Source organism: Streptomyces sp. UF-297 (genome assembly GCF_058245575.1).
In genome coordinates, this window is record NZ_JBSIBZ010000036.1 from 1 (window position 1) to 22,962 (window position 22,962).

Sequence of the window (22,962 nt, forward strand, 5' to 3'; positions counted from 1 at the left end):
CACCCCCCCCCCCCCCCCCCCCCCCCCCCGGACCGCAGAGGATGGCCAGGACCCGTGTTCGTCGCCTGGAGAGACCTGAGATTCGCCAAGGGCCGGTTCGCCCTGATGGGCACGGTCGTCGTGCTGATCACCGTACTGGTGGGTCTGCTGTCCGGTCTGACGGCGGGCCTGGGCCGGGACAACACCTCCGCGATCACCTCGCTGCCCGCCGATCACCTGGCCTTCTCCGCCCCGGCCGACGGCAAGGGCGTCTCCTTCTCGGACTCCCGGGTCGCGGAGCGGACCTGGCAGCAGTGGGCGAAGGTGCCGGGCGTGGAGCGCGCGGAGCCGCTGGGGATCGCGACGGGCAAGGCCGAGGCGGGCGGGGCCGGTGCGGCGCAGAAGTCGGCGGCGGTGTCCGCCTTCGGGGTGCGTCCCGGCTCCGGGCTCGCGCCCGAGGCGGGCCGGATCGCGGACGGCAGCGCCGTCCTGTCCGAGCAGGCCGCACAGGCGCTGGGCGTACGGGCCGGGGACGGCTTCACGCTGGCCGGGCGCCGGCTGACGGTGGCGGCCGTGTCGGGTACGGCGATGTTCAGCCACACGCCGGTGATCTGGGCCTCGCTGGGCGACTGGCGCCATCTGCCGGGCGGCGGGGGCTCCGGCGCGACCGTCACCGCGCTCACCACCGGCTCCGGTGCCGATCTGGCCGCCGCCGACCGGCGCCTGGACACGAAGACCGTCACCACCACCGAATCGCTGCAGGCCATCGCCTCCTACTCCGCCGAGAACAGCTCTCTGCAGCTGATGCGGGGCTTCCTCTTCGCGATCTCCGCGCTGGTCATCGGCGCGTTCTTCACGGTCTGGACGATCCAGCGCAGCGGGGACGTGGCCGTGCTCAAGGCGCTGGGCGCGCCGACCCGCTATCTGCTGCGGGACGCGCTGGGCCAGGCCGTGGTCCTGCTGGTGATCGGTACGGGCCTGGGCACCGTCATAGCGGCGGGGCTGGGCGCGGCGATCGGCGGCGCCGTGCCGTTCGTGCTGGACGCGCCCACCGTGCTCGTACCGGCCCTGGTCATGATCGCGCTGGGGGCCGTCGGCGCGGCGCTGTCCATCCGCCGTATCACCTCCGTAGACCCGCTGACCGCCCTGGGAAGTGCCCGATGAACCCGAAGAACACCTCGCCCGCGCAGACCCCGAAGAACTCAGCGGCGCAGCGGACCCCGGCGGCCGTGGACCGCCGAGGCGGCCTGGAGCTGTCCGGTGTCACCCTCACCTACCCCGACGGCGGCTCCCGGCTGACCGCGCTGGACGATGTCTCGCTGGCCGTTCCCGCCGGCTCGATGACCGCGGTGATCGGCCCGTCGGGGTCGGGGAAGTCCAGCCTGCTGGCGGTGGCCGCGACGCTGATCGTGCCGGACCGCGGCCGGGTGGTGATCGACGGCCGGGACACGGCGGGGCTGGGGCGTGCCGAGCTGACCGCGCTGCGCCGTACGAAGGTGGGCATGGTCTTCCAGCAGCCCAATCTGCTGCCGTCGCTGACGGCGGCGGAGCAGTTGCAGGTGATGGCGCATCTGGACGGCCGCTCGCCGCGGGCGGCCCGGGGGCGGGCGCTGGAGCTGCTGGAGGCGGTGGGGCTGGCCGCTCAGGCGGGCCGCAGGCCGCATCAGCTCTCGGGCGGCCAGCGCCAGCGGATCAATATCGCGCGGGCGCTGATGAACGAGCCGGCCGTGCTGCTGGTGGACGAGCCGACCAGCGCGCTGGACCACGAGCGCGGTGCGGCGGTCCTGGATCTGCTCACCACGCTCACCCATCAGCGCGCCACGGCGACCGTGCTGGTCACGCACGACCGGGCCCATCTGGACGCGGTGGACGAGATCGTCGAGGTGCGGGACGGGCGGATCGGCTCGCCTGCGGGGGCGGGGCCCGGCCGTTAGACGGGGCGGGGGTCGGTCGTCGCGCGTAGAGCGAGGGGCCCTGGGTCCGGGGGCCCGGGGCCTCAGACGTCCGCCGGGTCGTCCGCCGCGTGCGAGAAGAGCTTGAGGACGGGCACGCCGACCTTGTGGCGGGCGCGGGAGGCCCAGTCGCGGTGGAAGAACTCCTCGACGTAGTGCGGGGCGGTCAGCACGATCACCTCGTCCGCGCCCGTCTCGTCGACGACGGAGCGCAGCAGGTCCAGCGGGTGGTCCTCGACCAGCTGCCCGACGGCCTCGGCGCCCGCGGCGCGCAGCGCCTCCAGGGTGTGGGTCAGACCGCGTCCCGCGGGCAGCTCCGCCTGATCGCCGGTGGGCTCCTCGCCCTCCCGTACGGCCTCGTCGAACTCGCCCAGGGCGACGTCGTCGATGGCCCGCAACAGGATGTCCTGCTCGCCGCGCGGCTGCATGAGGACGACGAAGGAGACCGGGTCCTCGCCGTGGAGCGTGGTGACGAACTCCACGTCGGCGGGCGTCAGTGGCTTCTCGATCATCAATACGCTCGTGAACACGACGGGCGCCCTTCTTCTCATCTCCGGGGGCCGCCCCTGGGGGCAAAGCCCAACAGAAACCATCCTGCCCCGCTGCCGCACGGGGCCTGCGTGCCTTAAGTGTGCCCAACCGAAGCTAAGCGGAACGGGTAATTCCGCCGATTGTCAGGACCGACGGTAACGGGTGAACAGGAACCCGGCCTCTTCCAGCACGGACGCGAGTGCGAACCGCTCCGGCACCGCCAGCCCGGGACCGTTCACGATCCGCGCCGCGTCACCGGCGGCGACCAGCGGCGCCAGCGTCAGGCACAGTTCGTCCAGCGCCCCGCAGGCCGCGAACTGCCCCAGCATCCTGGGGCCGCCCTCGGTCAGCAGCCGGGTGAGCCCCCGCTCGGCCAGCAGCCCGGCCACCCTGGCGGGGTCCACTCCGGTGCCCTCGCCCGCGAGCACCACCTCCGCGCCCGCCTTGCGGGCCTGCTCCACCCGCTCCTGCGGCGCCGCCGCCCCCGTCAGTACGACCGTGGGCACCAGCGGCTCGGTGAACAGCGGCAGCGTGAAATCCAGGGCCAGGCTCGCGCTGATCACCACGATGGCGGGGGCGGGGCCCTGCCCGGCGGCCGCCCGCCGCTCGGCGAATGCCTCCCGCGCGCGGGCCGGGCGGTAGCCCTCCTGGCGGACCGTTTCCGCCCCGACCACCACCGCGTCCGCCAGCCCCCGCAGCACACCGAAGATCCTCATGTCGGCGTCGCAGGACAGCGGTTGGGAGCGTCCGTCGTGGTGGGCCGCGCCGTCCAGGGAGGAGACCATGTTCGCGCGCAGCCAGCCCGTACGGCCGTCCTCGCGGGGCAGCTGGGGATAGGCGTACGCGTCGGCCAGTTCGCCGAGCCCCCACTCCCGGTCGTCGAGGTCGATGGGCGGATTTGCCGAGGGGACAGGGGAGGGGAACAGGCGTCGCATAGGCGGCAGTGTGACATGCCTCGCTCATCGGGCCGACCCCTCTCGCACAGCGGCTAGGCTGGACGGCTGTGTCGCCTTCCGAGTCCCCGCAGCCCTCCCCCATAACCGACCCCGCCGGCCCGCAGGCCGGACCGTCGGAGGACGTGGCGCCCGCCGCGCTCACCGCGCGCGAGCCGCACGTCCCGGCCGAGAGCCTGGTCGCGGAGATGGTGCCGCCGCCCCGCTTCCAGCAGGCGCGCTTCGCCACGTACATCCCGGACCCGAACCAGCCCAGCCAGACCGAGGCCGTACAGGTCCTGAGCACCTTCGCGGCGGGGATCGGCGGCGCCACGGCGGCCGGCGGCGGCAAGCGCCGCTGGTTCGGCGGCAAGAAGGCCGAAGCCCCCAAGGGCCCGCGCGGCGTCTATCTCGACGGCGGCTACGGCGTGGGCAAGACCCACCTGCTGGCCTCGCTGTGGCACGCCGCCCCCGCGGCCCCCGAGCTCAAAGCCTTCGGCACCTTCGTCGAGCTGACGAACCTGGTGGGCGCGCTCGGCTTCCAGCAGACCGTACGCACCCTCAGCGGCCACCGGCTGCTGTGCATCGACGAGTTCGAGCTGGACGACCCCGGCGACACGGTCCTGGTCTCCTCGCTGCTGGGCAAGCTCGTCGAGGCGGGCGTGGCGCTGGCCGCCACCTCCAACACCCTGCCCGGCAAGCTCGGCGAGGGCCGGTTCGCCGCCGCCGACTTCCTGCGCGAGATCCAGGGCCTGTCCGCGCACTTCAGGCCGCTGCGCATCGACGGCGAGGACTACCGCCACCGGGGGCTGCCCGAGGCTCCCGCCCCGTACGACGACGCGACGGTCACCCGCGCCGCGTACCGTACGCCCGGCGCCTCGCTGGACGACTTCCCCTCCCTGCTGGAGCACCTCTCCCGGGTCCACCCCAGCCGGTACGGCGCGATGTGCGACGGCATCCGGGCCGTGTGTCTCACCGACGTCCAGGCCGTCCCCGACCAGTCGACCGCGCTGCGCCTGGTGGTGCTCGCCGACCGCCTCTACGACCGCGAGGTGCCGGTGCTGGCCTCGGGCAAGCCCTTCGACGAGCTGTTCAGCGAGGAGATGCTGCGCGGCGGGTACCGCAAGAAGTACTTCCGGGCCATCTCGCGGCTGACGGCGCTGGCCCGGGACGCGGGGCCGCTGACCGCGCCGTAGCCGGGAGCCGCCCTGCGGGCCGGCTGTCCTCGGACGCCGGACGGGCCGGCTGTGCCGGGCTCACTCTTTGCGGTACGTCGCTACGCGACCGGTTCCCGGCGCCCGGAGCGCGTGGTACACACATGCGGATCACATCTCCTGTCCGCCAGCAGGGAGTTGCCGTATGTCCGCTACACGACGTCAGGTCCTGGCACGCACCGGCGCACTGGGGGCGTCCATCGCCTTCGCCGGGAGCATCCAGGAGATCTTCGCCGGTACCGCCACCGCCCAGTCCATGGGCCGCACCGGCTACGGCCCGCTGATCCCCGACCCGCGCGGGCTGCTCGACCTGCCCGCGGGGTTCCGCTACAAGGTCCTCTCCCGCGAGGGCGCCCCGATGTCCTCCGGGGAGGGGCCCGTCCCCGGCAACCACGACGGCATGGCGGCCTTCCCCGGCAGACACGGCCGCACCCACCTCGTACGCAACCACGAGAACCGCCTCAAGTCCCGGGTGCGCGTGCCCGCCGTCGAAGGGCTGACCTACGACCCCGTCGCCGAGGGCGGGTGTACGGCCCTGGAGCTGGACCGGCGGGGCAATGTGGCCGCCGAGCGCGTGGCCATCGCCGGCACCTCCACCAACTGCGCGGGCGGGCCCACCCCTTGGCGCACCTGGCTCACCTGCGAGGAGACCGAGGTCAGAGCGGGCGAGCAGGGCCACACCAAGGACCACGGCTTCATCTTCGAGGTCGACCCCTACGACCCGCGGCGCACCGGCGCCGTACCGCTGACGGCCATGGGCCGCTTCCAGCACGAGGCCGTCGCCGTCGACCCGCGCAACGGGACCGTCTACGAGACCGAGGACGCCTTCGACCGCCCCTTCGGGCTCTTCTACCGCTTCCGCCCCCGCAAGCCGCTGGGCGGGCGCGGTTCGCTGCGCGCGGGAGGTGCGCTCCAGGCGATGCGCGTACCGGATGTGCCGGACCTGTCCGCCGTCCGGGAGACCGGAGCGTGCTTCGAGCACGTGGAGTGGGTGGACGTCCCCGACCCGCTCGCCCGGCAGACCCCCGTCCGCCTCCAGGACTTCGGCCCCAAGGGCATCACCCACGCACAGAAGCTGGAGGGCTGCTACTGGGGCGGCTCCTGCGCGTACTTCGTCTCCAGTTACGCGCGCAGCACCGAGGGGTCGGCCGCCACCCACTTCGGCCAGGTCTGGAAGTACGACCCCGCGCGCCGCCGGCTCACCCTGGTCGTCGTCTTCGGCCCGGACACCGACATCCAGCTGCCCGGCGAGTCCCCCGACAACATCTGCCTGGCGCCCGGCGGCGGCCTGATGGTGTGCGAGGACGGCGACGGCGCCCAGTACGTCTACGGGCTCACCCGGCGGGGCCGGGTCCACCCCGTGGCGCGCGGGCGGCAGAACATCGGCACCCCGGACAAGCCGGAGTGGGGCGAGTTCGCGGGGGTCGCCTTCTCCCCGGACCACCGCACGATGTACGTCAACTGCTACACGCCCGGCACCACCTTCGCGGTCACCGGCCCCTGGGCCGACTGACTGGCGCGCCCCGCCGTCGCGCCCCAGGATCGGTAAGGGGGCAACACCGGAAGGGGTGCGCTGTGGCCGAGCACAAGGACCGGGCGAAGGACGGGAAGAGCGGGAAGGGCAAGAAGGGCAGGAAGGAAGACCGGGCGGAGGGCGGCAAGAAGGCGGGGCGCAGCGGCGGCGAGCCGCCCGCCCCTGTCCCCGCCCGGCTGGGTGACCTGTTGCGTATCCCGCCCGGCGAGCGGGTCTCCCTGGCCTCGTACGACACCAGGGCCACACCCGGCGGCCCGGACGCGCCCGGCGACAAGGCCGCCGGGCGCGCCGCGACGGCCGCGATGGGCGAGCGGCTGGCCGACCTCCAGGAGCGGCTGTACGCGGCGAGCACGGCGGGCGACCGACGACGGCTGCTGCTGGTCCTGCAGGGCATGGACACCTCGGGCAAGGGCGGCACGGTCAAGCACGTCATCGGCCTGTTCAACCCGTCCGGCTGCCGCATCAAGGCCTTCAAGGCGCCGACGGAGGAGGAGAAGAGCCACCCCTTCCTGTGGCGGATCATGCTGGCCCTGCCGCAGCCCGGCGAGATCGGCATCTTCGACCGCTCGCACTACGAGGACGTGCTGATCGCACGGGTGCGGGAGCTGGTCCCGCGCAGCCAACTGGGCCGCCGCTACGGGCTGATCAACCGCTTCGAGGAGTCGCTGGCCGAGTCCGGCGTGACCTTCGTGAAGGTGTTCCTGCACATCTCTTACGAGAAGCAGCGCGAGCGCCTGCTGCAGCGGCTGGACAACCCCGACAAGCACTGGAAGTTCAACACGGGCGACATCGAGGAGCGCGCGCTGTGGCCCGCCTACCAGCAGGCGTACGAGCTGGCGCTGGAGCGCTGCTCCAGCGAGGTCGCGCCCTGGTACCTGGTCCCGGCCGACCGCAAGTGGTACCGCAACTGGGCGATCAGCCGCCTGCTGCTGGAGCACCTGGAGGGGATGGACCCGAAGTATCCGGCGGCCGACTTCGATGTGGAGGAGGCGCGGGGGCGGCTGCTGGCGACCTGAGCGGGTGGCGGGCGGGGCGTAGGGCGAGGGCGTAGGGCGAACCGAAAGTTACGCTCCGTCTATGATCAACCGCTCTCGTGGCCGCATTTGCCCCGTTTCTCTCGTGCCGCTACTACTGATGGTGACCGCTTCAGGGCTCGCCGCCTGTGGCGCCCCGGCACCGGCCACGGCGCCGCCGCCAACGCCGCCGCGTACCCCCGCTCCCCCGGCCTCCTCCCCGGCGACCGGCGTTCCCACGCTCGCGGCGGGGCCCGGTGGCCGTACCCCCGTCTTCGAGCACGGGCGGCGCGAGGGCGCGGGCGAGCGGCAAGTGGCGCTGACCTTCGACGCCGACATGACCGCGGACCAGGGCCCGCGCGCGGCCCGCGGCGAACGCTTCGACAACCCTCGACTCATCGCCACCCTGCGCCGGTTGAAGGTCCCGGCGACCGTCTTCATGACGGGCAGGTGGGCCGAGCAGTACCCGGACCAGGCCCGGTCCATCGGCCGCGATCCCCTCTTCGAGGTCGCCAACCACTCCTACAGCCATCACGCCTTCACCCCCTCCTGCTACGGCCTGCCCACCGTCGCCCCCGAGGCGATGCGCGGCGATGTGGAACGGGCCTTCACCTCCTTCCGCCGCGCCGGAGTCCCCCGCCCGGTGCCCTACTTCCGCTTCCCCGGCGGCTGTTACGACGACCGCGCACTGCGCGCGACCGGCCCGGCCGGTGTGACGGCGGTGCAGTGGGACGTGGTCAGCGGCGACGCGTTCGCCCGCGACGCCGGGCGGGTGGCCGACCAGGTGCTGTCGGGAGTCCGCGCCGGCTCGGTGGTGGTGCTGCACTGCACCCGCAGCGCCGCGCCGGTGACGGAACAGGCGGTACGGCGCATCGTCCCCGAACTCCGGGCGCGCGGCTACCGGTTGGTGAAGGTATCGGAGTTGCTGGAGTGAGCGGACCGGGGCAGGTCAGCCCGAGCAGGCCGACCGCTGCGCCTCCAGCCACTCGCACTGCGGACACAGCACCACGCCGGGCCGGGTGACCGGGTACTCGGTGGGCTCGCCGCACTGGACACAGTCCGCGTACGGCGGAGCCGCCGCGGCGGTGGCGGGCTCGGGCACGGATACGGCCGGGGTGCAGTAACCGTCGACCGTAGGGGCCGAGGCCGCAGACGGCGCTGCGGGGTCGGACGGCGCCGGAGAGGGTGCGTCGGGCATGGATCGAGCCTACTGCGGCAGGTGCCGGGCCTCCGAGGGGACGGCCATGGAGCCTGTCGTCAACGTCCCGTCGTTCGCCCGGAGGGTGGGCCTGGCGGCATCTGGTGAAGGGGGCACCTCCCGTGCCCGTTCAGGCGTGGGGAAGAGGTGTCGTGCCAGGCGCCGCCAGGCAGACGGGACTGTGACGACAGGCCCCAGGGGCTGCGCCTCCACGCCCTGGGGCGTGCTCGCCGTGTGCGGCCGGGTCAGGTGCGGCGGGAGTCGAGGGCGCAGGCCAGGGCGACGGCGGTGGTGGCGATCGCCGCGGTGGCGATCAGGGGGAGCCAGGGGAGGGTGATGGTGCCGGTCGAGGAGCCGGTGACCAGGCCGGTGACGGCGGCGTTGGCGGGCGAGGGGGCCAGGACCAGGAGGAAGAGCGCGGCCAGCAGGCCCGCGGGGATCGCCTGGGCAGGGCTGCGCAGGATCGGCCGGTTGCACAGGGCGCCGACCGCGACGCCCAGAAGGACGCAGGCGAGCGCGGCGAGCAGGCCGGCGCCGGTCGCGGGCAGGACCGGGACCGGGGTGCGGTGGTCGGAGGCGTGCGGGTCGGCCAGGAGCGCCACGTACGCCGTACCGGCAAGTGCGAGGACGGTCCCGGCGAGCGCGCCGGCCAGTACGGAGGCGAGGTGGGCGCGGGCCGGTCCCGCGGCAGCGGCGGCACAATTGCGGGCCGCGGAGGGCTCGTTGGTGACGGCGGCCCGGACGAGCCAGGCGGTGACGGGGAGCAGCGGGGCGGCGGCGTAACCGTAGGAGTCGAGGATGGGGCCGCCGGTCTGTACGCCGATGACCAGGTACGCGGCGTACACGATGACCGGCGGCAGCCAGCGGTGCGAGCGCAGCAGCAGGGCCGATTGATAGCGCAGGAGCGGGAGCAGGGGTGCGGTCACGGGGTGCTGCCTCGGTGAGATCGGGGGGCTGGAGGGGGATCGGTGTACGGGGCCGGGGCCGACGGTCAGCTGGGGCGCGGCGGAGCGCTCAGCGTGCGGACGCCCCGGATGTGCCACGGCGGGCGGGCCGTGAGGAGGGCGTGCAGCAGGGCGTCGGAGTGGGCGGCGGGGACGGAGAGGCGCAGCACGCCGCCCGTCGCGATCTCCACTGCGGGGGCGCCCGGCAGTGCGACGGCGAACGCGGACCACTGCTGCGTGGAGCCTCCGGGCCCTTGCCCCGGCGGCGCTTCGGCTTCGATCTCGACGGTCCCGGACCGTGCGAGGGTCTCCTCACCGGCGGCGGTCCCGGACCGTGCGGGAGTCTCCTCACCGGCGGCGGTCCCGGCCTGTACGGCGGCCCCGGGAGCAGCTTCCGGCGCGGCGGCGCTGCCGGGTCCGACGGCACCGGAAGCCGCGGGCGGCGTGGGGAGCAGGGCCGTGCCCTCGACGCGCAGGACCGTGTCGGCGGTGGCCGCCAGGCGGCGTGGGTCGTGGTCGACGAAGACGGCCGTGGCACCGGCCGCGACGCGCTCGGTGACCGCGTCGTCGAGGGTGGTGCGCGCGGTGCGGTCCAGGCCCGTCCAGGCCTCGTCCAGGACGAGGAGGCCGGGTTCGGCCAGGAGCGCCTGGGCGACGGCGACCTTCTGGGTGGAGCCCTTGGAGAGTTCGGACAAGGGCGTACGGGCGTGCTCGGCGGCCCCGAAGCGCTCCAGCCAGGTGTGGGCGCGGCGGGTGGCCTCGGCGCCGCGCAGGCCGTGCACCCGGCCCAGGTGGGTGAGGTAGCCGACGGCGGTGAAGGGCAGCGCGGCCGGGAAGCGCTCGGGGACGTAGGCGGTGCGCGGACGGCAGGTTATCCGGCCCGTACTGGGGGCGTCGATGCCCGCCAGGAGCCGCAACAGGGTGGATTTCCCGCTGCCGTTGGGGCCCTCGACGCGCAGCAGGGCGCCCGGGGGCACGATGAGGTCGATGCCCCGCAGCACCCAGGGGCCGCGCAGGCCGTAGCGGCGGCCGACCTTGTCCAGCCTCATCGGCGGCCGTCCCGTCGACGCGACTGCCCCTGCCGCCCTCGCCCTGCCCATCGCCCGCGTTTCCCCGTTGTCCTCGTCGCCACGGCCCCGCCGTCGCATCCCGCCGTCACGGCCCGGCCGTCCCCCTGGCCACCGCCGTCCCCTCAACGCCTGCCGCGGCCGGATCAGTTCCCCGCGGTCTTCTCGGGGCGCAGTTCACTGGGGCGTACGATCACGAACCCCTCGCCGTCCAGGCGGAGTTGGACCACCTCGCCGGAGCCGCCGCGGAGCATCGAGCCCATGCTCTGCGAGCGGTGCATGGAGGTGTGCAGCGAGGCGCTCCAGCCCACGACCGCGTCGGTGTCGACGAAGACCGGGGCCTGCGGCGAGACGGGTATGACGATGGGGTTGCCCTCGCACATCACGGCGAGCTTGCCGTGGCCGGTGAAGACGGAGTTGAACAGGCCGCCGCCGGTCATCCCGGCGCCCTTGACGACCTTGATCTCGTAGGACAGCGTCGGGTCGAAGCACAGCACGTTGCGGCCGTTGACGGTGAGGCTGTCGCCGGGCGCGAGGTCGACGATGAAGACATTGGCGGCCTCGTGGGCGAACCACACCTCGCCCTGGCCGCGCACGGTCATCAGGGCCAGGCCCTCGCCGGTGACGGCGCGCTTGAGGAACTTGCCCACCCCCTGGCCGAGTTTCTCGAACTTCAGGTCGCCGCGGTAGGCGACCATCGAGCCCTGGCGGGCGTAACACTCGCCCTGGACGGCGTACTTGATGGACTTGGCGTTCTGCTGGGTCATGCCCGGCGCGGTGGCCGGGGTGACCATGTGCTCGGAGGCGAAGAGGTCGCTGTGCATGCCCGGATCGTACGGCGACCCCTCGGCGCCACCCCGGCCCTTCACCGGACTGTGGCGCACTTCGGCCGGTGAGCGGGTGGATTCCTGGGGTGCCGTGAGCGGCCGATCCGTACGGTGTGGTGCGCGCGCCCGCCCGTCACGGCAGCCCGGCGGAGCCTTGACCTGGGCGGGGACGGCCCCGGCACGGTCGGCGGCGGCTGGCACACTGGCTTGTGTGACCCACACCGATGCCGACACGGACACCACCGCCCCCGCCGACACAGCCGCCACCCGCTCCCCCTCCAGCCCGTTCCGCCACGAGGAGACCGACCGGGACGCCGCCCCGCAGTTCGTGCTCCCGCTCGTGGTGCGGGTGGAGCGGGCCGAGCCCCCGTCGCGTACGGACGCCCTGGGGACGGCGGCGCGCGCGGTGCTGGTGCTGCTCTCGGACGAGCGCGCGACGGGCGAGGGCGAGTGGGCCCGGGCCGTACGGGACTGGCAGGACGCCCGTATCCGCAAGGTGGTACGGCGGGCCCGCGGCGCCGAGTGGCGGCGGGCGGAGGCGCTGCCGGGCATCACGGTCACGGGCGACGCCGCCCAGGTGCGGGTCTTCCCGCCGGTGCCGCTGGACGGCTGGCCAAAGGACCTGGCCAGGCTCCAGGTCTCGGGGACGGACCTGGACGATCCGCACCCTCCGGCGGCCCCCCAAGCCGAGGTCCCGGTGCTGTGGCTGAATCCCGCCCTGGAGATGTCGGCGGGCAAGGCCATGGCCCAGGCCGGGCACGGCGCGCAGCTGGCGTGGTGGGAGCTGACCCCGGCGCGGCGCGCGGCCTGGCGCGCGGCGGGCTTCCCGCTGGCCGTACGGACCGCACCGCCCGCGGACTGGGAGCGGCTGAACACCGCCGGGCTGCCGGTGGTCCGCGACGCGGGTTTCACCGAAATCCCGGCAGGCTCGGCCACGGTCATCGCCGACCACCCCGCACTGCGTGGATCACAGGGTGCGGACGGGAACGCCGCGGACGGCTGAACCGTTCTGGGGGCATGGGGAGTTGGGTGGTCAATGTGCTGGCGGGGGTGGCCGCGCTGGGATCCACGCTGTTCTTCGCCGACCGGGCGCTGCTGTGGTGCGAGCGGCGCGGCTGGATCTACTGGCGCAGGCGCAAGGGCCTGTCGTCGATCGGCACGGAGTTCGCCCAGGGGGTCGTTCCGGGCGCGGGCCACGCCCAGCAGGCCCTGGCCCAGGAGCGGGTGCGCAAGAACGTCCGCCCCGCCGAGGAGCCGCCCGTCCATGTGGACCTGGACATCGGCGTCGTGCACATACGGCAGGCCGGGGGCGAGGGCGGACGGCGGCCGCTCGGGCCGAACATACCCCCGCAGCCCGGGAGTTGAGGGGCGGGCGGGCGCGCGTCAGGCGGTCGTGCGTCAAGCCTTCATGCATCAGGCGCTCGCGCGTCAGACCGTCGCGCGTCAGACCCTCGCGCGTCAGACCCTCGTGCATCAGGCCGTCGCGCGTCAGGCGGTGAGCCAGGTGCGGCGGTTCCTGGCCACCGTGTAGACCCGCTCCACGCGTACGGGAGCGAGCACCCCGCCGAGCGATCCGAGCGCGGCGATCTCCCGCGGGTCGGGGACGACGCGTACGTCCTCCACCGAAGCGTCGGTCTCGACCCGGGACGCGCCCACGAACGCCAGCGCCGGCCTCGCCTGCACCCGGAAGCCGCAGCCCCGGCTCAGGACGTAGGACGCGCGCCGGGCCGCCTGGCGGGCGATGCGGACGTAAGGCTGCGGGCGGCGGCCGCGGTTGACCCGTACTCCGTCCTCACCCACCATCACGCGGGCCCGGCGCAGGAGATACGTGTCGATGCACAGCACCCCGCCGGGGCCGATGAGGAGGTGGTCGATGTCGGCCTCGGGCGGCAGCGGCAGTGAGTGCAGTACGTACCAGCCGCTGGCGGTGAGGCGGTCCAGTTCGGCGCCGACCGTGCTCTGGCCCGCCAGGCCGCGGCGCCAGGCGTCCTGCGGCGGGCGGCGGCCCAGCAGCCGGGCCAGGAACAGCGAGACGGCGGCGCGCGGCTGCTCGGCCAGGCGGGCGCGGAGTGCCTCGCCGGGACGGTTGGGCGCGAGGTCGTCGTCGGGCGGCAGGAACAGCCGGTCCGGGTCCAGGGCATAGCGCGCTTCCGGTTTCGCCTCCCACTCCCCGCCCGGCACACCGGGCCCACCGCCGCATGCCGGCTCCCACGGGTCCCCGTACCTGCCGGGCCCGTCCTGCCGCTCGGTCACGATGCACCACCCCCCACGGGTCATAGCAGCAGCCCCCGGCATTCCGGGCAAGGGGTGCACCGCGCCATACTCGGCGTATGGGCTTCGTCGTCTTCATGACCTTGCCGGGCCTGGTGATCCTGCTGACGGTGATCGCCTTCGCCGACCAGCTGATGCTGCGTATGGGCCGGGCCGGTCTGCTGCCGTGGCGCGGCGGACGGCAGGGGCAGATCTCGGCGACCGGCTTCGAGCAGCTGCACGCGAGCCTCTCTCCGGGCAAGCAGCACGAACTCAAGCAGCGCCAGACCTCGCTGGCGCTGCGCGACGACGAGGAGGACGGCGCCCCGCCGCACCGCACCCGCGTCGACCTGGACGCGGGGCGCGCGGTGATACGGCGCGCGGTCCCGTAGCAGGGGCAGTCCCCCGGCGGGACGCGAGCCCGTAGCGGAAGCAGGCTGGTAGTGGGGCGCGAGCTCGCAGCAGAAGCAGGACCGCAGTGGGGCGCGAGCTCGCAGCAGAAGCAGGCCCGTAGTGGGCGGGGCGGTCGGCGGTCGGCATCGTCGCAGGCCGGGCGGTGTACGGCCGTGGCCGTACGAAGGCGGGGGTGGGCGCCGGAGCCCGAAGCCGGGGACGTACCGTTTCGTGCTGTGATCACGTCAATCATCGGTTTCACCGTCGTCGCGGCGCTGCTGACCGTCTCCCCCGGTCCCGACCTGGCCGTGGTGCTGCGCACCGCGCTCGGCTCGGGGCGGCGCGCCGCGCTGTGGTCGGCGCTGGGCATAGCCACCGGGTGCTTCGTGTGGGGACTGGCCGGCGCGGTCGGGCTGACGGCGATGCTGTCGGCCTCCCGGGTCGCCTATGACGTGCTGCGGATCGCCGGGGCGCTGTATCTGGTGTGGCTGGGCTTCCAGGCGCTGCGCGGCGCCCGCCGCCAGGCTGCCCGGCGGGAGCCTGGCGAGGCGGCGGAGCGAGCCGGTCTGCCGGGCTCGGCGGGCGCCCCGGGCGGCACGGACGCGACGGGCGGCACGGACGCGACGGGAATCGCCGGCGGTACGGCCAGCGACGGCGGTACGGGCCCCGCCGGCGGTCCCACGCTGTCGCCCTGGCGGGCGTTCCGTACCGGGCTGCTGACCAATGTGCTCAACCCCAAGGTCGGCGTGGTCTATATGTCGCTGCTGCCGCAGTTCATCCCGCACGATGCGCCGGTGGTCGCCACGACGCTGCTGCTGGTCGCCGTGCACGCCGCCCTGGGCCTGCTCTGGCTGGGCACCGTCGCCCTCGCCGTGCACCGGGCCCGCGCCGTCTTCCAACGCCCGCGCGTACGCCGCCGCCTGGACCAGGCCACCGGTGGCGTGCTGATCGCGCTGGGCCTCGCCGTCGGCGCCGAGGCCGCCGGATGACCCCGCGGATCACGCCTGTGGTGCCGCCCGGACCGCGCGCCGAAGAAGCTCAAATCAAGCTCTGAATCGGGCCCGTACAGGGTTCGCCCCTGCGCGCGGGGGCCATCAGTACCGAACATCACGGAGCGCGCGGCAGCGTGGGCGCGCGCCGCGCACCAGCGCACACAGCAAGGTCAGAGCTAGGGGGGAACGACCATGGAACGCCTCGGTACGGGGATCGGCTGGCGGCCGGAGATCGCGGACGAGATCGCGGGGCTGCCCGGTGTGGACTGGGTGGAGGTCGTGGCGGAGAACATCTGTCCCGGCCACCTCCCGCACGCTCTGGAGGAACTGCGCCGGCGCGGTACGACCGTGGTGCCGCACGGCGTCTCGCTCGGACTGGGCGGTGCCGAACGCCCGGACGCCGGGCGGCTGTCCGCGCTCGCCGAGCGCGCCGAGGCGCTGGCCGCGCCGCTGGTCACCGAGCACATCGCGTTCGTACGGGCCGGGGGCCCGCTGACCGCCTCGCCGCGGATGGAGGCCGGGCACCTGCTGCCCGTGCCGCGCACCCGCGATGCGCTGGACGTGCTGTGCGAGAACGTGCGTATCGCACAGGACGCGCTGCCCGTGCCGCTCGCCCTGGAGAACATCGCGGCGCTGATCAGCTGGCCGGGCGAGGAGATGACCGAGGGGCAGTTCCTGGCCGAGCTGGTGGAACGGACCGGGGTGCGCCTGCTCATCGACGTCGCCAACCTCCACACGAACCATGTGAACCGGGGCGAGGACCCCGCGCTCGCCCTGGACGAACTGCCGGTCGAGGCCATCGCGTACGTACACGTCGCCGGAGGTGTGGAGAAGGACGGCGTGTGGCACGACAGCCACGCCCACCCGGTGACCCAGCCCGTGCTGGACGTCCTGGCCGAGCTGTGCGCCCGCACCCTGCCGCCCGGTGTGCTGCTGGAGCGCGACGAGGACTTCCCGCAGGCCGGAGAGCTCGCCGGGGAACTGGACGCGATACGCGCCGTGGTGAAGGAGGCCCGCCATGCCGGAGCCGTCTGAGCGGCCGGAGCTGTCCGAAGCCACCGACGCGGCGCGGCAGCGGCTGGCGCTGGCGCAGACCGCGCTGCTGTCCGCGCTCGTCGCGGACACCCCGCCGCCGGAGGGGTTCGACCGGGGCCGGCTGCTGATCCAGAGCCGCTCGCTGGCCGCCAAGCGCGCGTCGGTGGTCGCCAAGGTCGCTCCCGAACTGCCGGAGATCCTCGGCAGGGACTACCGGCCGGCCTTTCTCGCCTACGCGCGGGGCCGCCCGATGAGCGGTGGCTACCGGCAGGACGCACTCGACTTCGCCGTCCATCTGCTGGCCCTGGACCGCCCGGCCGACCCGGCCGCGCGGCAGCGGCTGACCCAGTGGTGGCGGGACCGCTCCGGCCCCCGGCCCCCGGCCGGCACCCGCATATCCCGCTTCGTCCGGGCCGCCCGGCTCGCCCTGCACAGGAGGTAACCGCTATGTCCGTCGCACTGTTGGCAACCCTGGCGGTCGCCGTCTCCTCCCTGCTGCTCGTCATCGCCGCCGTCCGGATCAACCTGGCGACGCCGTCCGCCCGTCTCACCACCGCGCGCGCCCGGAACGTGTGGGAGGTGGCGTTCCTCTCCGGCGGCCCGGCGCGGGTCGCGGACACCGCCATCGCCGGTCTGCACGCGCGCGGGCGGCTGGCCGTCGGCGGTCCGGGGGTGGTGACCGTACGGCAGGCCGTCGCCCGCGACGCGGTGGAGTCCGCGGTACTGGAGTCGCTGGCCCGCATCCCGGACGGCTCGCTCGCGGCCCTGCGCCAGGCGGTGATGCGCAGCGCCGCCGTCCAGGGCATCGGTGACGAGCTGCGGCTGCGCGGTCTGATGCGGCACCCCGGCCCCGGCCGCCCCTGGCGCAAGCTGGCCACCTGGCAGCGCTGGGTGTGCCTGGTGGGCTTCGCGCTGAGTGTGCTGCTGACCGTCACCAAGATCATTCCTACGGGTCCGTGGGAGCTGCCCTTCCCCTTCAAGGTGGCGCCCGCCGCCATCGTCGGTTTCATCGTCGCCACGGTCTGCAGGAGGGCCGTGAGCCGCCGGGTGACCAAGGCCGGGAGCTTCGCGGTGAAGCGGTACCGCAGGGCCAGCCGCCGGGACGCGATCGCCGCGGCCGGCAGCACCGCGGCGGTGGCGGTGGCGCTCGGCGGCATCGTGATGCTCACCGACAGCGCGCTGCGCGAGCAGCTGGACGAGGCCCAGCGCGCCCTGGCCGCCGCGCCGGCCGGTGCCTCGTCCTGGTCCGGCTCGGCGTCGTCCTCGAACTCCTCGTCGGCGGCGGCCACTTCCTGCTCGTCCGGCTCAAACTCGGGCTCGGACGCGTGGTGGGTGTGGCCGGGCGGCTCGGGCTCGGACACCTCGTGGTGCGGTTCCGCCGACAGCGGTTCCGACTCCAGCTGCGGCAGCTCCTCCTGCGGCGGAAGCTCCAGCTGCGGAAGCAGCAGCAGTTCGTCGTGCAGCAGCTCCAGCTCCAGCTGCAGCAGCGGTTCAAGCTGCGGCAGCTGACACCGCCCGGGCCGTCGGGCCTGTCGGCCAAGCCCCGCCGTTCGCCCGGAGGGCGGGCCTGGGGGCGTCTGGTGCGGTACATCGCGAGGCGGAGGGTCGCCCCGGTGCCGGGTGTACCAGGGTGAGCCCGACAACGCGGCGAGCGTGCGTGCCAGACGCCGCCAGGCAGACGGGACGTTGACGACAGGCCGTAGGCCCTGCCGGCAGGCTCTCACCTGGCCCGCGATGCCTTGCGGGGTGCGCGTACGGGCTTGCCTGCCGCCCTCCGGCCGCCACGGGCAACCGGTCAACGTACCAGCGGGGGCGGCCCGTTGAGCGGGCTTCCCCGAACGGGTGCCGGGTGCGGCACACCGCGCACTAGCGTGCGGTGCCGCACCAGGAGGCACCATGCGAAGCGTCACCGGAACCGGTCTTGTCGTCACCGCGCTCGTCGCGACCGCCGCCGCGCTGCTCTTCCCCGTCCTGTCCTTCGCCGGCCGCAACGGCGGCGGGGGCGGCCCCGGCGGCGTCAACGCACAGACCGTGGCGACCCAGTTCGGCCCGCTGTCCGCGCTGGACCGGGATTTCGTGCAACGCGTGCGGCTGGCCGGGCTGTGGGAGCTGCCCGCGGGCCGGCAGGCGCAGGAGCGCGGCACGACCCGGGCCGTACGGACCGCTGGCGACCATCTCGTCGAGGGCCACGCCGAACTCGACCGCCGCGTACGGGAATTGGCCGCCCAGCTCGCCCTGAGCCTGCCCAACCGGCCCACCGCGCAGCAGCGGGACTGGCTGGCCCAGCTGACGGCGGCGCGCGGCGCACAGTACGACCGGACGTTCGCCAACCTGCTGCGGGCCGCGCACGGCAAGGTCTTCACCGTGGTCGCGCAGGTGCGCGCCACCACCCGCAACACGCTGGTCCGGGGGCTGGCGGACAGCGCCAACACCACCGTCCTGGACCACATCGCCGTGCTCGAACAGACCGGGTTCGTCGACTTCGACGCCATCGCCAGGGAAGCCGCGACCGCCTCCCCGCCGCCGAGCCCGACCGCCGCGCCGCCGTCCATCGGGGCCGCGACCGCCGCGCCGCCGGTGCCGCTGTCACCGTCGGCGACGTATTCGCTGCCTCCGCCCGCGACCCCACCCGCCGACCTGCGCAGCCCGACCGCCACCAGCGACCGGCCCGACCGGACCAGCCGGACCGGCCGAAACAACCGCGCCGACCGGACCAGCCGGGCCGACCAGAGCAGCCACGCCAGGCGGGCCGACCCGAGCAGCCACGCCGACCGGACCGGCCAGAGCAACCGGGCCGACCGGACCGGCCGTACCGCCCCGCACGCCGAGCGGCACCCGGCCGCCCGGAAGAACTCCCCGAAGAAACAGCCCCCGCACCCCGGACACCCCCTTCCGCCCGAACAACCCCTTCCCCCTGAAGAAGCCCTCCGCCCCGACCAAAGCCCCCAGCACCACAAGGCTCCTCGCCACGAGAAGTCTCCTCAGCACGAGAAGAAGTGATCCCCCATGCCCCACCGGCCTCCCGAACCCGACCGCCGCCCCGCGCCCGGCAGCTCTCCCCCGTCTCCCGCGCGCCACCGCCGCCGTCTCAGCGCCAAGCACCTCGTGCTCATCGCGCTGTTCTCGCTGCTCGGCTCCGCTGGCACCTTCGCCGCCGTCACCGGCAGTGCCTCGGCCCATGACCCCGCTCCCCCGTCCGCATCGCCTTCCTCCTCCAACTCGTTACCCAGCGTGACAGACCCCACTGACAATCCCCCCGCCGGTCCCTCCCAGAACCCCGACGCCCCGGACAGCCCCGACACCTCCGCCGACCCCGCCGACCCCGCCAACCCCGAAGACTCCAACAACGCCGACAACACCAACAACTCCCATGGCCCCGACTCCCCCTCCGGCACCCACGTCGACCAGGGCGGCCCCTCCCCCGACGACTTCGTCGACATCCGCTCCGTACGCCCCGACTCCCAGCGCCCCCGCGCCGGCCGCGACGCCTCCACCGGCGCCTTCACCACCCGCTGCGGCCGCAACGAGAACGGCCACAACAACCCGGACAACTTCATCGTCACGCCGGGCGTGAGCAACGGCGCCCACCACCTCCACGACTACGTCGGCAACCTCTCCACCGACGCCTTCTCCACCGACGACTCGCTGCGCGCGGCCGGCACCACCTGCGCCCGCGGCGACAAGTCCACCTACTTCTGGCCCGTGCTGCGCCTGCGCGGGACCGACGCCGACCAGGAGGGCGGCGCCGACGGCAACGTGGGCCGCGTACTGACCCCCCGCAGCGTCTCGCTGACCTTCCTCGGCAACCCCACCTCCAAGGTCACCGCGATGCCCGAGGCGCTGCGCGCCATCACCGGTGACGCGAAGGCGGCCACGAACGGCACCGCCAACGCCCGCGCCCAGTGGACCTGTACGGGTCAGGAGAACCGCCGCCTGACCGACAAGTACCCGCTGTGTCCGCGCGGCAGCCAGGTCGTACGGCTGCTGGACTTCCCCAGCTGCTGGGACGGCGCCAACACCGACAGCGCCGACCACCGCGGCCACCTCGCCTTTCCCGACCGGGCCGACGGCAGCTGCCCCAGCGGCACCCGGGCCGTGCCCCAGCTGCGGATGCGGCTGACCTACGCCGTCCCCGCCCGGCCGCTCGCCTTCGCCGTCGACAGCTTCCCCGAGCAGCTGCACAAGCCCGTCACCGACCACGCCGACTTCGCCAACTTCATGCCGCGCGCGCTGATGGACACGGCCGTACGCTGCATCAACTCCGGCCGCCGCTGCGACTGACCGGTCCGCCGGGCGCCCGGCAGCCCCCATCCCACGCCGAGGCGCCCGGCAGCCTTCGGCCCGCCCCAGCCCACGCCGGCGCACCCGGCGGGCCAGCCCGTCCCAGCCCCCAGGCCCCACCCGCCCCACGCCCGAATATTGGACACAACCGTGGCGCTTCACCGCCCCGTCCAGTAGAACTCGGCCATGTGGCTCATATTTCTCATGGTGGCCTGGGTGGTGGCGGCGCTGTCCTGCGCCCGGCTGTGCCGCGCCGCCTTCGCCGCCGCCCAACGACCCGACACTGTGCAGAGACCCGACGCCGCCCAAAGACCCGACACCGCCCAGAGACCCGACGCCGGCCCGCCCGGTACCCGCCCGCCCGGTACCCCTCCGCCCGGCGCCGCAGGCCCCGACCGTGAGGTCCCCTCGCTGCGCCGTCTGACCCTGTACGAGGCGGCCTACCTGGCCGGGGGCACCCACCGGGTGGCCGACGTCTGCCTGGTGGCCATGGCCACCCAGCGCCGCCTCCACCTGGCGCACACCGGCTGGGCGACCGTCGTGGACACCGAGGGCCACGACGACATGGAGCGCAGCGTGATCACCGCGATCGGCCCCGAGGGCCAGTCCCGGGTGCCGTCCGTGCGGAGCGCTTTCGCCGCCGCCGAGCCGGTCCGCGCCCTGACCGAGCGGCTGGTCACCGCGGGCCTGGCGGTCCCCACCGCGGCCCGCACCGACATCGCCAGCGCGCTCCGCCAGGTCAAGGGCGCCTCCGCCCTGGTGCTGCTGATCGCCCTCGCCACCCTGTTGCTGCTGCCCTCGGACACCGGCCACGGCCCGCTGGCCGCGTGGTTCGCGCTGCCCCTGGTGCTCACCCTCGGCACCTGGGCGATCGCCCGGGTGGAGATCCCCGCCGACACCGGCTGGGCCTCCCCTGCCGGACAGGACCTGCTGCGCGCGACGGACGGCCTCCTCGACAGCGCCGACGCCCGTACCACAGAGGGCGCACCCGCCGGGCGCGGCGCCCCGCGCCGCCCGGCCGACGACACCCGCGCGGCCCTGTCCGCACTGGCCCTGCACGGCCCGGACGCCCTGCCCGACCCGGCCCTGCGCGCCGCGCTCCACGCATCCGGGGCATAGCCACCGACACCGCATCCGGGTGCTTTACATCCTCAACTCCCGCACCAAGTATCCCTTTTGTTCGTTGTGCCAAATGCCGTGCGTCACATGTGCGCACGCGCTGGTGACAACACTTCCTGTACGAAGGGACGGCTTGTGAGAGCAGTAGCGTTGTACGGCACCATCGGGTCACTGGTCCTGTCCGCCCTCGCCGCCGCCCCGGCGGGCGGCGTCGGCGTCTCCACCACACCACCGGCCCCGGCCCCGGCCCCCATCTCCTTCGGCCGGTGCGCCCCCGAGGAGCACCTGCCCGCCACCGTCGAGTGCGGCAGGCTCACCGTCCCCCTCGACTACGACCGCCCGCGCGGCAAGCAGATCCAGCTGACCGTCAGCCGCGTCCGCGCCACCGGCAGGCCCGCCGAGCGCCAGGGCGCGCTGGTCTTCAACCCCGGCGGGCCGGGCGCCTCCAGCATGGACTTCCCCATGTACGGCACCCTCCCCAAGTGGCGCAAGGTCGCCCGCGCGTACGACTTCGTCGGCTACGCGCCGCGCGGGGTGGGCCGCTCCGCCCCGCTCTCCTGCCAGGACCCCGCCGAGTTCACCAAGGCGCCCACCGACAGCCCGCGAAACCCCTCCGAGCGGTTCAAGCGGGCCAAGGTCGCCGAGGCGAAGGCGTACGCGCTGGGCTGTGCGCGCAACGCGGGGGCGGCCCTGCCGCACTACACCACGCTCAACAACGCCCGCGACCTGGACATGCTGCGCGCGGCACTGGGCGAGAAGAAGCTGACGTACATGGGCGCCTCCTACGGGACGTACTTCGGCGCCGTCTACGCGACGCTCTTCCCCGGCCACGTCCGCCGCATGGTCTTCGACAGCGTCGTCAACCCGGAGCCCGGCCAGATCTGGTACCGCAACAACCTCGACCAGAACATCGCCTTCGAGGGCCGCTGGCGCGACTTCCGCCGCTGGATGGCCAAGCACCACGCCACCTACGGCCTGGGCAGGACGGAGGCCGAGGTGCTGCGCTCGTACGAGAGCGTGCGCGACGAGCTGCGCCACCACCCCGCGGGCGGCAAGGTCGGCCCGGCCCAGCTGCAGGCCGCCTTCCTCAAGGCGGGCTACAACGACGGCTACTGGCCGCTGCGGGCCGCCGCGCTGGCCGCGTACCTCAAGGGCGATGCCAAGCCGCTGATCGCGCAGGCCGCGCCCAAGCCGGAGGAGGCCGTCGACGAGGAGAACGGCAACGCCGTCTACACGGCGGTGGAGTGCAACGACGCGCCCTGGCCGCGCGACTGGAAGACCTGGGACCGGGACAACACCCGCGTGGCGCGCATCGCCCCGTTCGAGACCTGGGACAACGCCTGGATGAACCTGCCCTGCGCCTTCTGGCCCAAGGGCGACAAGGCCAAGCCCGACGGCGGGCAGCGGCCGATGGACGTACGGACCGCGCCGGGCGCGCTGCCGCCGGTGCTGCTGATGGCCGCCGAGCGCGACGGGGCGACGCCGTATCCGGGCGCGCTGGAGCTCCAGCGCAGGCTGCCCGGCTCCTCTCTGGTGACCGAGCGCAACGCGGGCACGCACGGCATCGCCTTCAGCGAGAACGACTGCGTGAACAAGTACGCCGAGGACTATCTGCTCAAGGGCCGGACCCCCGGGCGGCAGGCGTTCTGCGCACCGCACCGGGAGCCCGACCCGGAGCCGCCGGCCGGCAGCTGACCGGCC

At 74.1% G+C, this 22,962-nt stretch carries 22 protein-coding genes and 1 pseudogene; 16 read left to right on the forward strand and 7 right to left on the reverse strand.

Annotated elements, in window-relative coordinates; genetic code table 11:
- Window positions 1-54 precede the first annotated feature (54 nt).
- Window positions 55-1,143 carry an ABC transporter permease gene (locus AC4IJH_RS21145; protein ID WP_490853360.1) on the forward strand — a complete coding sequence of 363 codons (1,089 nt, stop codon included), beginning with the start codon at window positions 55-57 and terminating at the stop codon, window positions 1,141-1,143.
- Window positions 1,140-1,913, forward strand: coding sequence for an ABC transporter ATP-binding protein (locus tag AC4IJH_RS21150; protein WP_490853361.1), 774 nt, complete (start codon window positions 1,140-1,142; stop codon window positions 1,911-1,913). The genes AC4IJH_RS21145 and AC4IJH_RS21150 overlap by 4 nt, the downstream gene beginning before the upstream one ends.
- A 62-nt stretch (window positions 1,914-1,975) precedes the next feature.
- Here AC4IJH_RS21150 and AC4IJH_RS21155 read toward each other — a convergent pair whose 3' ends face one another.
- Window positions 1,976-2,461, reverse strand: a complete 486-nt coding sequence (locus AC4IJH_RS21155) for an indole-3-glycerol phosphate synthase (RefSeq protein WP_490853362.1) — start codon at window positions 2,459-2,461, stop codon at window positions 1,976-1,978.
- Window positions 2,462-2,605: 144 nt separating this feature from the next.
- Window positions 2,606-3,397 carry a pyrimidine reductase family protein gene (locus tag AC4IJH_RS21160; RefSeq protein ID WP_490853363.1) on the reverse strand — a complete coding sequence of 264 codons (792 nt, stop codon included), beginning with the start codon at window positions 3,395-3,397 and terminating at the stop codon, window positions 2,606-2,608.
- Window positions 3,398-3,465: 68 nt separating this feature from the next.
- Here AC4IJH_RS21160 and zapE point away from each other — a divergent pair, with 68 nt between their 5' ends.
- The 4 genes from zapE (at window position 3,466) to AC4IJH_RS21180 (ending at window position 8,089) form a co-directional block, all read left to right on the forward strand.
- Window positions 3,466-4,590 (forward strand): cell division protein ZapE, encoded by a 1,125-nt coding sequence (gene zapE / locus AC4IJH_RS21165; protein ID WP_490853364.1) that lies wholly within the window; start codon window positions 3,466-3,468, stop codon window positions 4,588-4,590.
- Window positions 4,591-4,753: 163 nt separating this feature from the next.
- Window positions 4,754-6,121, forward strand: coding sequence for an alkaline phosphatase PhoX (locus tag AC4IJH_RS21170; protein WP_490853365.1), 1,368 nt, complete (start codon window positions 4,754-4,756; stop codon window positions 6,119-6,121).
- 62 nt (window positions 6,122-6,183) lie between these two features.
- The gene (locus AC4IJH_RS21175; RefSeq protein ID WP_490853366.1) at window positions 6,184-7,158 is read left to right on the forward strand and encodes a PPK2 family polyphosphate kinase; all 975 of its coding nucleotides are present in this window, start codon (window positions 6,184-6,186) and stop codon (window positions 7,156-7,158) included.
- Between the two features lie 118 nt (window positions 7,159-7,276).
- Window positions 7,277-8,089 carry a polysaccharide deacetylase family protein gene (locus AC4IJH_RS21180; protein ID WP_490853367.1) on the forward strand — a complete coding sequence of 271 codons (813 nt, stop codon included), beginning with the start codon at window positions 7,277-7,279 and terminating at the stop codon, window positions 8,087-8,089.
- 15 nt (window positions 8,090-8,104) lie between these two features.
- Here the strand turns inward: AC4IJH_RS21180 and AC4IJH_RS21185 are convergent, their stop codons facing one another.
- The 4 genes from AC4IJH_RS21185 to AC4IJH_RS21200 all read right to left on the reverse strand — a co-directional run bounded on the left by AC4IJH_RS21185 (window position 8,105) and on the right by AC4IJH_RS21200 (window position 11,188).
- The gene (locus tag AC4IJH_RS21185; RefSeq protein WP_490853417.1) at window positions 8,105-8,353 is read right to left on the reverse strand and encodes a hypothetical protein; all 249 of its coding nucleotides are present in this window, start codon (window positions 8,351-8,353) and stop codon (window positions 8,105-8,107) included.
- A 245-nt stretch (window positions 8,354-8,598) separates the two neighbouring features.
- Window positions 8,599-9,267 carry an ABC transporter gene (locus tag AC4IJH_RS21190; RefSeq protein WP_490853415.1) on the reverse strand — a complete coding sequence of 223 codons (669 nt, stop codon included), beginning with the start codon at window positions 9,265-9,267 and terminating at the stop codon, window positions 8,599-8,601.
- 77 nt (window positions 9,268-9,344) lie between these two features.
- Window positions 9,345-10,346 (reverse strand): ATP-binding cassette domain-containing protein, encoded by a 1,002-nt coding sequence (locus AC4IJH_RS21195; RefSeq protein WP_490853368.1) that lies wholly within the window; start codon window positions 10,344-10,346, stop codon window positions 9,345-9,347.
- Between the two features lie 164 nt (window positions 10,347-10,510).
- Complete coding sequence (locus tag AC4IJH_RS21200; protein WP_490853369.1) at window positions 10,511-11,188, reverse strand: AIM24 family protein; 678 nt, start codon at window positions 11,186-11,188, stop codon at window positions 10,511-10,513.
- Between the two features lie 214 nt (window positions 11,189-11,402).
- On the opposite strand from AC4IJH_RS21200, the gene AC4IJH_RS21205 reads away from it, so the two are divergent.
- Window positions 11,403-12,194, forward strand: a complete 792-nt coding sequence (locus AC4IJH_RS21205; RefSeq protein WP_490853370.1) for a peptidyl-tRNA hydrolase — start codon at window positions 11,403-11,405, stop codon at window positions 12,192-12,194.
- A gap of 14 nt (window positions 12,195-12,208) precedes the next feature.
- A complete protein-coding gene (locus AC4IJH_RS21210; protein ID WP_490853371.1) occupies window positions 12,209-12,556 on the forward strand; it encodes a hypothetical protein in 348 nt (115 codons plus the stop codon).
- Between the two features lie 123 nt (window positions 12,557-12,679).
- On the opposite strand, the gene AC4IJH_RS21215 is transcribed toward AC4IJH_RS21210, so the two are convergent.
- Entirely contained in the window at window positions 12,680-13,444 is a 765-nt protein-coding gene (locus tag AC4IJH_RS21215; RefSeq protein WP_490853372.1) for a nuclease-related domain-containing protein, read from the reverse strand.
- A gap of 77 nt (window positions 13,445-13,521) precedes the next feature.
- Between AC4IJH_RS21215 and AC4IJH_RS21220 the strand changes: the two genes are divergently transcribed.
- The 8 genes and pseudogenes from AC4IJH_RS21220 (at window position 13,522) to AC4IJH_RS21255 (ending at window position 22,956) form a co-directional block, all read left to right on the forward strand.
- The gene (locus AC4IJH_RS21220; RefSeq protein ID WP_490853373.1) at window positions 13,522-13,833 is read left to right on the forward strand and encodes a DUF6191 domain-containing protein; all 312 of its coding nucleotides are present in this window, start codon (window positions 13,522-13,524) and stop codon (window positions 13,831-13,833) included.
- 237 nt (window positions 13,834-14,070) lie between these two features.
- A complete protein-coding gene (locus tag AC4IJH_RS21225) occupies window positions 14,071-14,823 on the forward strand; it encodes a LysE family translocator (protein WP_490853374.1) in 753 nt (250 codons plus the stop codon).
- Window positions 14,824-15,018: 195 nt separating this feature from the next.
- Window positions 15,019-16,303, forward strand: a pseudogene (locus AC4IJH_RS21230) (MbnB/TglH/ChrH family RiPP precursor modification enzyme).
- Between the two features lie 5 nt (window positions 16,304-16,308).
- The gene (locus AC4IJH_RS21235) at window positions 16,309-17,370 is read left to right on the forward strand and encodes a TIGR04222 domain-containing membrane protein (RefSeq protein ID WP_490853375.1); all 1,062 of its coding nucleotides are present in this window, start codon (window positions 16,309-16,311) and stop codon (window positions 17,368-17,370) included.
- A 387-nt stretch (window positions 17,371-17,757) separates the two neighbouring features.
- Complete coding sequence (locus AC4IJH_RS21240; protein WP_490853376.1) at window positions 17,758-18,861, forward strand: DUF4142 domain-containing protein; 1,104 nt, start codon at window positions 17,758-17,760, stop codon at window positions 18,859-18,861.
- Window positions 18,862-18,867: 6 nt separating this feature from the next.
- Window positions 18,868-20,142 carry a DUF1996 domain-containing protein gene (locus AC4IJH_RS21245; protein WP_490853377.1) on the forward strand — a complete coding sequence of 425 codons (1,275 nt, stop codon included), beginning with the start codon at window positions 18,868-18,870 and terminating at the stop codon, window positions 20,140-20,142.
- A gap of 186 nt (window positions 20,143-20,328) precedes the next feature.
- Complete coding sequence (locus AC4IJH_RS21250; protein ID WP_490853378.1) at window positions 20,329-21,261, forward strand: TIGR04222 domain-containing membrane protein; 933 nt, start codon at window positions 20,329-20,331, stop codon at window positions 21,259-21,261.
- 135 nt (window positions 21,262-21,396) lie between these two features.
- The gene (locus tag AC4IJH_RS21255) at window positions 21,397-22,956 is read left to right on the forward strand and encodes an alpha/beta hydrolase (protein ID WP_490853379.1); all 1,560 of its coding nucleotides are present in this window, start codon (window positions 21,397-21,399) and stop codon (window positions 22,954-22,956) included.
- The last annotated feature ends 6 nt before the right edge of the window (window positions 22,957-22,962 follow it).

Excerpts from the sequence above, each read along its gene's own strand:
- AC4IJH_RS21200 (WP_490853369.1), bottom strand. The coding sequence starts at position 11,188 with ATGCACAGCGACCTCTTCGCCTCCGAGCACATGGTCACCCCGGCCACC.
- AC4IJH_RS21240 (WP_490853376.1), top strand. The coding sequence starts at position 17,758 with ATGCGAAGCGTCACCGGAACCGGTCTTGTCGTCACCGCGCTCGTCGCG.
- AC4IJH_RS21180 (WP_490853367.1), top strand. The coding sequence starts at position 7,277 with ATGGTGACCGCTTCAGGGCTCGCCGCCTGTGGCGCCCCGGCACCGGCC.
- AC4IJH_RS21210 (WP_490853371.1), top strand. The coding sequence starts at position 12,209 with ATGGGGAGTTGGGTGGTCAATGTGCTGGCGGGGGTGGCCGCGCTGGGA.
- AC4IJH_RS21160 (WP_490853363.1), bottom strand. The coding sequence starts at position 3,397 with ATGCGACGCCTGTTCCCCTCCCCTGTCCCCTCGGCAAATCCGCCCATC.
- AC4IJH_RS21150 (WP_490853361.1), top strand. The coding sequence starts at position 1,140 with ATGAACCCGAAGAACACCTCGCCCGCGCAGACCCCGAAGAACTCAGCG.
- AC4IJH_RS21195 (WP_490853368.1), bottom strand. The coding sequence starts at position 10,346 with ATGAGGCTGGACAAGGTCGGCCGCCGCTACGGCCTGCGCGGCCCCTGG.
- AC4IJH_RS21235 (WP_490853375.1), top strand. The coding sequence starts at position 16,309 with ATGTCCGTCGCACTGTTGGCAACCCTGGCGGTCGCCGTCTCCTCCCTG.
- AC4IJH_RS21245 (WP_490853377.1), top strand. The coding sequence starts at position 18,868 with ATGCCCCACCGGCCTCCCGAACCCGACCGCCGCCCCGCGCCCGGCAGC.
- AC4IJH_RS21250 (WP_490853378.1), top strand. The coding sequence starts at position 20,329 with ATGTGGCTCATATTTCTCATGGTGGCCTGGGTGGTGGCGGCGCTGTCC.
- AC4IJH_RS21170 (WP_490853365.1), top strand. The coding sequence starts at position 4,754 with ATGTCCGCTACACGACGTCAGGTCCTGGCACGCACCGGCGCACTGGGG.
- AC4IJH_RS21185 (WP_490853417.1), bottom strand. The coding sequence starts at position 8,353 with ATGCCCGACGCACCCTCTCCGGCGCCGTCCGACCCCGCAGCGCCGTCT.
- AC4IJH_RS21220 (WP_490853373.1), top strand. The coding sequence starts at position 13,522 with ATGGGCTTCGTCGTCTTCATGACCTTGCCGGGCCTGGTGATCCTGCTG.